This window comes from Streptomyces sp. NPDC111802 (genome assembly GCF_055634335.1).
On the sequence record NZ_JBVKCZ010000246.1, the window covers coordinates 1 to 1,043 of the forward strand.

Genomic DNA, 1,043 nt, shown 5'->3' on the forward strand with positions numbered 1-1,043 from the left:
GCGTTCGCCGAGGAACACGGCCTGCCGATCGCGATCAAGGCCGCCTTCGGCGGCGGCGGACGCGGACTGAAGGTCGCCCGCACCCTCGAAGAGGTCCCGGAGCTGTACGACTCCGCCGTCCGCGAGGCCGTCGCCGCCTTCGGCCGCGGGGAGTGCTTCGTCGAGCGCTACCTCGACAAGCCCCGCCATGTGGAGACCCAGTGCCTGGCCGACACCCACGGCAACGTGGTGGTGGTCTCCACCCGTGACTGCTCCCTGCAGCGCCGCCACCAGAAGCTGGTGGAGGAGGCCCCGGCGCCGTTCCTGTCCCAGGCACAGGTCGACGAGCTGTACTCGGCCTCCAAGGCGATCCTGAAGGAGGCCGGCTACGTCGGCGCCGGCACGGTGGAGTTCCTGGTCGGCCTGGACGGCACGATCTCCTTCCTGGAGGTCAACACCCGCCTGCAGGTCGAGCACCCGGTCACCGAGGAGGTCACCGGTATCGACCTGGTCCGGGAGATGTTCCGGATCGCCGACGGTGAGGAACTGGGCTACGACGACCCGCCGCTGCGCGGGCACTCCTTCGAGTTCCGTATCAACGGCGAGGACCCGGGCCGTAACTTCCTGCCCGCTCCCGGCACCGTGACCCTCTTCTCGCCGCCGTCCGGGCCGGGGGTCCGGCTGGACGCGGGCGTGGAGTCCGGGTCGGTGATCGGTCCGGCGTGGGACTCGCTGCTGGCCAAGCTGATCGTCACCGGCGCCACCCGGCAGCAGGCGTTGCAGCGGGCGGCCCGTGCGCTGGCCGAGTTCCAGGTCGAGGGCATGGCCACCGCGATCCCCTTCCACCGCGCGGCCGTCGTCGATCCGGCCTTCGCGCCGGAACTGACCGGTTCCGCAGATCCGTTCACGGTCCACACCCGTTGGATCGAGACCGAGTTCGTCAACGAGATCAAGCCCTTCGCCGCCCCTGCCGACGCCGAGGCGGAGGAGGACAGCGGCCGTGAGACGGTCGTGGTCGAGGTGGGCGGCAAGCGGCTGGAGGTCTCCCTGCCGGCCTCGCTCGG

Annotated in this window: 1 protein-coding gene; it reads left to right on the plus strand. The window is 70.9% G+C overall.

Annotated features, from left to right (window positions below):
- On the plus strand, positions 1–1,043 hold a 1,043-nt coding region (locus tag ACZ7NC_RS45775), incomplete at both ends, for an ATP-binding protein (protein ID WP_471498451.1).